The organism is Actinosynnema sp. NPDC059335, from assembly GCF_042752395.1.
Classification (GTDB): Bacteria; Actinomycetota; Actinomycetes; order Mycobacteriales; family Pseudonocardiaceae; genus Actinosynnema.
The window spans coordinates 28,838-35,919 of record NZ_JBHYXZ010000086.1 but is presented as its reverse complement, the minus strand read 5'-3'; the positions used below and the strand labels follow the sequence as shown (position 1 = coordinate 35,919).

Below are 7,082 nucleotides of genomic sequence, written 5' to 3'. Positions count from 1 at the left end.
GGCCGGTCAGCAGACCATCAGCAGCGGACGGGTCGACGCCTCGGCGGCCTCCTCGGCCTCGGCGGGGAAGTCGTGCAGGTCCAGCGCGTCCGCCACCCCGGCCGCCTCCAGGACCTGCCGGACCAGCGGGGTCACGACCACGTGCAGCACGCCGCCGCGACCCGCCGCCGCCAGCGCGGTCGCGCCCGCCGACGAGAAGAAGGCCACTTCGCCGAGGTCCACCACCGCGACCCCCGAGCCGGCCAGCGCCGAGTCGAGGTGTTGCCGCAGCGTGGACGCGGTGTCGGTGTCAACACAGCCCCGTACGAGCAGGACCGGGGCCGACTCCCGCCGCGTGTGCGACACGACCAGGTCGTCACCGGCAGCATGCAGACTCAATTTCGCCCTCGCACATCACGGCAGCGCCGTCCGCAGGTGTGATCGCCGGCGGTCGCCGGCCCACTACCGTTTCCCTGCTCCGCCCGCTCTCAAACCTCGAAGTTCCGGGGTCCGGTCAGGGCCGGCGCCACTCCTGGTCCTGCCACGCCGGGTCGAGCGGGGTGTGGGCGATGTGGTTGGTGTAGTTCGACAGGGTCTTCATCCCCACGCCGAGGATGACGTCGAGCACCTGCCGCCGGGTGTGGCCCGCCGCCAGGAAGTCCTCGATGTCCCGCTCGCGGACCCACCCGCGGTCGGTCACGACCAGTTCGGTGAGCTTGCGGACCGCCTCCAGGGCGTCGTCCGACAGGGGCTTGCCGGCGCGCAGCGCCCGCACGGTCTCCTCGGCGACCCCGGCCTTGAGCGCGACCGTGGAGTGCGCGGCCACGCAGTACTCGCAGCCGTTGACCACGCTGGTGGTGATCCAGACGACGTGCCTGGCGTCGGCGGGCAGCGAGGACTTGCCGAACTGCTCGGCCAGCGCGTTGTACCCGGCCAGCAGCTCCGGGGACTCCGCCATCACGCCGTTGAGCGAGGTGACGAACCCCATCCGCCGCCGGCCCGCCTCCAGGTGGGGGCGGGCGGCCTCGGGCGCGGTGGTCTCGTCGTGAACGGTGAACTGCACCATGTCAGCGGATCTCCTCGGGTCGGTTCGCGAGCGCGGCGAGCACCGCCGTGACGGTCTCCGCCAACGCCTCCGGGGACGCGCCCGCGCGGGAGCGCAGGTTCACGCCGTAGGCCAGCAGGGCGAGCGCGTCGGCCGACACCTCCGGCTCGACGCCCGGCCGCAGCGCGCCGGCGGCACGGGCGCGGTCCAGCGCCGCGCGCATCGCCGCCCGCAGCCGGGCGTGGTGCTCGTGCAGGACCGCTCGGACGTCGGGGTCGTCGTTCTCCCCGCCGGCGTGGGCGTTGGTGACCATGCAGCCCCACCGCGCGTGCTCCCCGGCGCACCGCGCCCGGATCAGCGCGCGGAAGAAGTCGGCGATCGCCGGCAGGCCGCGCCCGTCCTCGGCGAGCCGCCGCAGCACCGGTCCCGACCGCCGGTCGACGTACCGGCGCAGCGCCGCCAGGTACAGCTCCCGCTTGCCGCCGAACGTCGCGTACAGGCTGGACCGGTTGACGCCGGTGGCCGCCACGACGTCGCCCACGCCGGTCGAGGACACGCCCTGCCGCCAGAACAGCTCCTCCACCGACGCGAGCACCGCCTCGGGGTCGAAGTGCTTCACGTCCGGCATGCCCGCCCCACAATCTTGGAATGGTCGTTCCAAGATAGCCGCGCGACCGGGTCGCCCGCATCGTCCGCACGGGTGCCGGGCTCCCACCGATCGGTCGCCGGCGGCGGCTCCCCGGGACCGGGACCATGGCGGGACCGGGCGGCACGCGTGCCGCTCCTCCTCCCACCGGTCGAGAGGACCGGTCCCATGGACCTCGCACCGCGTGCGCGTCCGTTCACGCCCCTGCTGGCGGTGGGGCTGCTGACCGGCGTCGGCTACGCGCTGGCCGGGCCGTTCCTGTCGGTGTTCCTGGTCAAGGAACTGGCCGCGGGACCCGTCGCGGTCGGCGCGTTCCTGCTCGCCGACTCGGTCGCGGCGCTGGTCGTCGCCACGCTGCTCGGGCGGCTGTCGGACGCGCGGGCGGTGCGCCGGCGGCTGCTGGTGTGGGGTTCGGTGGCCGCGGCGGTGGCGTACGGCCTGTTCGCCGCGGTGCGGGACTACTGGCTGCTGCTCGGGGTGTCGCTGACGCTGGTGGCGGTCTCGTCCTCGTTGCTGCCGCAGATGTTCGCCTACGCGCGGGAGGCGCTGGAACGCGCCGGTTCCGCGAAGGGGCCGTTGGCCATCAGCACGTTGCGGATGGTGCTGTCGCTGTCGTGGGTCGTCGGCCCGCCGGTGGGGGCGCTGCTGATCGACACCAGCGGGTTCGCCGGGCTGTTCGGGGCGGCGGCCGGGCTCTACCTGGTGGCGGTCGCGGTGACGGCCGGCCTGCTGCCGGAGCTGGGCCACGCGCCCGCGCCGGCGACGGGGGAGCGGCCCGGCTCGCCGCGCCGTGACGTCGTGCTCGCCGCGGCGGCGTTCGTGCTGGTGCAGGCGGGCGACATGCTGGGCTTCCTGGCGATGCCGCTGCTCGTGACCGACGTGCTGCACGGCACCACGTCCGAGGCCGGCCTGGTCATGGGCCTGTGCGCGGCCCTGGAGATCCCGCTGATGCTGGTCTTCGGCGCGTTGGCCCTGCGCGTGGACCACGGGCGGCTGGTGGTGGCGGGCGCGGTGGTGGCGCTGGCGTACTACGCGGTGGTGCTGCCGGCCACCGCGACGTGGCAGGTGGCCGCCGCGCAGGTGCTGCACGCGATCGTGATCTCGGCCGTGATGGGCGTGGGCATCTCGTACTTCCAGGGGCTCGCGCCCGACCGGCCCGGGTACGCCACGACGTTGTACGCGAACACGCTCAAGGTCAGCGCGATGGTGTCGGGGCCGCTGCTGGGCGTCGCGCAGGTGCTGGGGTACCGCAGCGCGTTCGCCGTCGCCTTCGCGCTGACCGTGGTCGGCCTGGGCCTGCTGCTCGCCGTGCGGCGGCGATAGCCGGTCGCGACCCGATCGGCGCCGCCCGTACCCTGATGCGGCCAATCCCACCGAGAGAACGAGACGGACCTCCCCATGCTCGACCGCGCGGTCATCGACGCCCTCTTCCCCGCTGACCTGCCCGAACCCGAGCACTGGGAACAGCGGTACCCGGCCAGGTCGCTGCCCGAGGGCGCGCGGGTCACCCGGTTCGGCCCGTCGCCGACCGGGTTCGTCCACATCGGCGGCATCTACGTGGCCACCATCGACCGCGACATCGCCACCCACACCGGCGGCGCGTACCTCGTGCGGGTGGAGGACACCGACCAGTCGCGCGAGGTCGAGGGCGCGCTGGACCAGTTCGCCCGCGCGTTCGACTACTTCGACCTGCACCCCGACGAGTCCGACGCGGACGGCGCCTACGGCCCGTACCACCAGTCGGCGCGCGAGTCGATCTACCTGACCTACGTGCGGGAGCTGCTGCGCCAGGACAAGGCGTACCTGTGCTTCGCGACCAAGGACGAGCTGGCCGAGATCACCGCGCGGCAGCAGGCCGTGAAGATGCCCACCGGCTACTACGGCAAGTGGGCCACCTGGCGTGACGCGGACCCGGCCGACGTGGCCGCGAAGCTCGCCGAGGGCGCGCCGTACGTGGTGCGGTTCCGCGCGCCCGACGACGCGGCCGGCGCCCGCGTCCGGTTCACCGACGCCATCCGGGGCGAGCTGGAGCACGAGGGCAACCGCAACGACACCGTGATCCTCAAGTCGTCCGACACCTCGCCGCGCCTGCCGACCTACCACTTCGCGCACGCCGTGGACGACCACCTGATGCGCGTCAACCTGGTCATCCGCGGCGAGGAGTGGATCTCCTCCGTGCCGCTGCACCGGCAGCTCTTCGACGCCCTCGGGTTCGAGCACGTCACGTACGCGCACATCGCGCCGTTGATGAAGCAGATCCCCGGCGGCAAGCGGAAGCTGTCCAAGCGCAAGGACCCGGAGGCGGGCGTCGACTTCTACATCGAGGCCGGCTACCCCGCCCGAGCGATCCTGTACTACCTGCGCGGGCTGGCCAACGGCCGGCTCGCCGAGGTGCCGCTGGAGGAGGCGCTGGCCACGCCGATCAGCCTGGACCACTGCGGCGTCGCGGGGCCGCTGGTCGACCTGGTCAAGCTGGAGGACATCAGCGCCGACCACATCGCCGGCTTCACCAGCCGCGAGGTCTACGACGCCGTCCGCGCGTGGGCCGGGGACCACGACCCCGAGCTGGCCGCCGTGCTCGACGCCGAACCCGAGCTGGCGCTGCGCGCGGTGTCCGTCGAGCGGGAGGGCGTCGAGAACCCGCGCAAGGACCTGCGCAAGTGGTCGGACTTCCGGCCCGCGTACGGCTTCTTCTTCCCGCAGCTGTTCACCGTGCTGTCCGGCCCGGAGGACGAGCGGCTCGCGGGCCTCGGCGTGGACCCCGCCGTCGCCGCCGCCTTCGCCCGCGACTTCGCCGACGGCTACCGGCACCTCGCCGACCCGCAGGAGTGGTTCGGCCAGGTCCGCGAGCTGGCGGCCGGGCACGGCTTCGCGCCGAGCCCCAAGGAGTACAAGAAGAACCCCGACGCCTACCCCGGCTCGATCCGCGAGGCATCGCAGCTGGTCCGCGTCGCGCTGACCGGCTCGACCCGCAGCCCGGACCTGCACGCGATCACGCAGGCGATCGGCGAGGACGAGGTGCTGCGCCGCCTGCGCGCCCTGGTCGGCTGACCCCGCCGCCCGTCCTGAGCGTTGAACTCGGGGTACCTGAACGTAGGACACACGCGGCCTGAACGTAGGACACACGCGTGTGTCCTACCCGGGTTCAGCGTTCGGGTCGGCGGTGGCGGGGGATGACCAGGCCGGACTCGTAGGCCAGCACGACCAGCTGCGCGCGGTCGCGGGCGCGCAGCTTGGTCATGGCCCGGTTGACGTGGGTCTTGGCGGTCAGCGGGCTGATCACCATGCGCTCGGCGACCTCGTCGTTCGACAGGCCCTGCGCGACCAGGACCACGGCCTCGCGCTCGCGGTTGGTCAGCTCGGCCAGGCCCGCCCCGGTCGTGTCGGCGGGCGGGTGGGCGACGAACCGGTCGATCAGCCGGCGCGTGATCGACGGCGCGAGCAGGGCGTCCCCGCGCGCGGCCACGCGGACGCCGTGCAGGAAGTCCTCCGGTTGCACGTCCTTGACCAGGAAGCCCGCCGCGCCGGCGCGCAACGCGTGGAAGACGTGCTCGTCGAGGCCGTAGTTGGTCAGGATGACGACGCGCACCGACGCCAGGGCCGGGTCGGCGGCGATGCGCCGGGTCGCCTCGATGCCGTCCAGGACGGGCATCCGGATGTCCACCAGGGCGATGTCCGGCAGGTGCTCGCGCGCCAGCGCCACGCCCCGCTCGCCGTCGGCGGCCTCCGCCACCACCTCGATGTCGTCCTCGACGTCGAGCAGCGCGCGGAACCCGCTGCGGATCAGCGGCTGGTCGTCCACCAGCAGCACGCGGATCACGGCGTCCGGTCCACGGGCAGTTCGGCGTGCACGGTGAAGCCGCCCTCCCGGCGCGGCGCGGCGTCGAGCCTGCCGCCCAGCGCGGTGACCCGCTCGCGCATCCCGAGCAACCCCACGCCGGGCGTCGGCGCGTCCGCCGGCGTGGCCCGGCCGTCGTCGTCCACCCGGATGACCAGGGCGTCGGGCCGGTAGTCGATGCGGACCGACGCGGTGTCGGCGGCGGCGTGCCGGGCGATGTTGGTCAGCGACTCCTGGACGATCCGGTACGCGGTCCGGCCCACGGCGGCCGGCACGTCGCCCGGCCGCCCCTCGATCGTCAGCGTCGCGTCCAGGCCGGTCGTGCGGGCGCGCCGCACCAGCGCGGGCACCTGGTCGAGCCCGTGCGGCGGGGTCCGGTCGTCGTCGCGCAACGCCTCCAGCGTCGCCCGCAGTTCCCGCGCCGCCTCACGGCCCGCCTCGCGGATCGCGAGCAACGCCTCGGGCACCGGCTCGCCGCGCTTGCGGGCCAGGTGGACGGCGACCTCCGCCTGGAGCTTGACCACCGAGATCTGGTGGGTGAGCGAGTCGTGCAGCTCGCGCGCGATGTGCAGCCGCTCCTCGTCGGCACGCCGCCGGGCGGTCTCCTCCCGGGTGCGCTCTGCCTCGTCCGCGCGGCGTTCGGCCTGGCGCAGCGCCTCGCCGGCCGCGCCGGCGGCGACCAGCCAGGCGATCTCCAGCACGTCGCGGGACCGGGTGAGCGCCTGGCCGACGGGCAGGTCGGGGGCGGACGCCAGCAGCACCAGCGGCAGGGCGACCAGCATGGCCACCGACACCGCCACCGCCACCCGGCGGTGCCCGGCCCGGACCGCGGCGTACACGGCGAACAGGTACGCCACCACGGGCACGTCGACGCCGACCGCCTGGTGGCCCAGCCCGCACAGCCCGGTCACGACCAGCACGGCCACCGGCGCGCGTCGGCGTGGGACCAGGGCCAGCCCGCCGAGCACCAGCAACGCGTAACCCAACGGCCCGGCCTGCGGCTTGGACAGCCCGGCGATCAGCAGGGTCGCCGCCACGCCGAGGGCGATCGCCCAGTCCCGGAACGCGATCCGTCCCCCGCTCATGCGTGCACCCTAACCGCGGCGACAGGGCCGGCGACTCGTGCGCGGGGACGATCCCCGACTACCGCGGTCGCGGTAGTCCTGCCACGGGCGCGGCAGCGCGGGTTGTCCCCGTGCGCACGATGACCGGAGGCGGTGTCGGCGGTCAGGCTTCGGGTCGACGTCCAGTCGTCCCCGAAAAGGAGCACCCCATGTCCGTGGACATCCTGCTTGCCGCCGACGCGGTCGACGCCTACACGTTCAGCGCCGGCCGGGCCGTGGCCCTCGTGGCCGGCGCGCTGGGGCTGGTCGGCGCGATCGTCGGCGGCCTGGCCCTGGTCCGCTCCCGCCGGGCCGACCCCGGTTCCGGGCGGGGGGGGGCCGGGGTGGCGCTCGGGGGGGCTCTCCCCCCCGGGCGGGGGGGGGGGCCCCCGGGGGGGGGGGGGGGGGCCCCCGCCACTGGTCGGGGCGGGCGAGTCGCTGGCCGACTGGTGGCTCGACAACCCCGAGGAC

Annotated in this window: 7 protein-coding genes; 2 read left to right on the top strand and 5 right to left on the bottom strand. The window is 74.5% G+C overall.

Going from position 1 to position 7,082, the window contains the following annotated elements; translation table 11 throughout:
* Positions 1-6: 6 nt before the first annotated feature.
* The 3 genes from ACFXGA_RS24950 to ACFXGA_RS24940 form a co-directional block, all read right to left on the bottom strand.
* Positions 7-378, bottom strand: coding sequence for an STAS domain-containing protein (locus ACFXGA_RS24950; RefSeq protein WP_378091613.1), 372 nt, complete (start codon positions 376-378; stop codon positions 7-9).
* A 115-nt stretch (positions 379-493) separates the two neighbouring features.
* Positions 494-1,045, bottom strand: coding sequence for a carboxymuconolactone decarboxylase family protein (locus tag ACFXGA_RS24945; RefSeq protein ID WP_378091611.1), 552 nt, complete (start codon positions 1,043-1,045; stop codon positions 494-496).
* 1 nt (position 1,046) lies between these two features.
* Positions 1,047-1,652: a TetR/AcrR family transcriptional regulator gene (locus ACFXGA_RS24940; RefSeq protein WP_378091609.1), complete on the bottom strand. Its 606-nt coding sequence runs from the start codon at positions 1,650-1,652 to the stop codon at positions 1,047-1,049.
* 186 nt (positions 1,653-1,838) lie between these two features.
* On the opposite strand from ACFXGA_RS24940, the gene ACFXGA_RS24935 reads away from it, so the two are divergent.
* Both ACFXGA_RS24935 and ACFXGA_RS24930 read left to right on the top strand, forming a co-directional pair.
* Positions 1,839-2,993 (top strand): sugar efflux transporter, encoded by a 1,155-nt coding sequence (locus ACFXGA_RS24935; RefSeq protein ID WP_378091607.1) that lies wholly within the window; start codon positions 1,839-1,841, stop codon positions 2,991-2,993.
* A gap of 75 nt (positions 2,994-3,068) precedes the next feature.
* A complete protein-coding gene (locus ACFXGA_RS24930) occupies positions 3,069-4,721 on the top strand; it encodes a glutamate--tRNA ligase (protein WP_378091605.1) in 1,653 nt (550 codons plus the stop codon).
* Between the two features lie 94 nt (positions 4,722-4,815).
* Here the strand turns inward: ACFXGA_RS24930 and ACFXGA_RS24925 are convergent, their stop codons facing one another.
* Positions 4,816-5,490, bottom strand: coding sequence for a response regulator (locus tag ACFXGA_RS24925; RefSeq protein WP_378091603.1), 675 nt, complete (start codon positions 5,488-5,490; stop codon positions 4,816-4,818).
* Positions 5,487-6,593 carry a sensor histidine kinase gene (locus ACFXGA_RS24920; protein ID WP_378091601.1) on the bottom strand — a complete coding sequence of 369 codons (1,107 nt, stop codon included), beginning with the start codon at positions 6,591-6,593 and terminating at the stop codon, positions 5,487-5,489. Before ACFXGA_RS24920 ends, ACFXGA_RS24925 begins: the two co-directional genes overlap by 4 nt.
* Between the last annotated feature and the right edge of the window lie 489 nt (positions 6,594-7,082).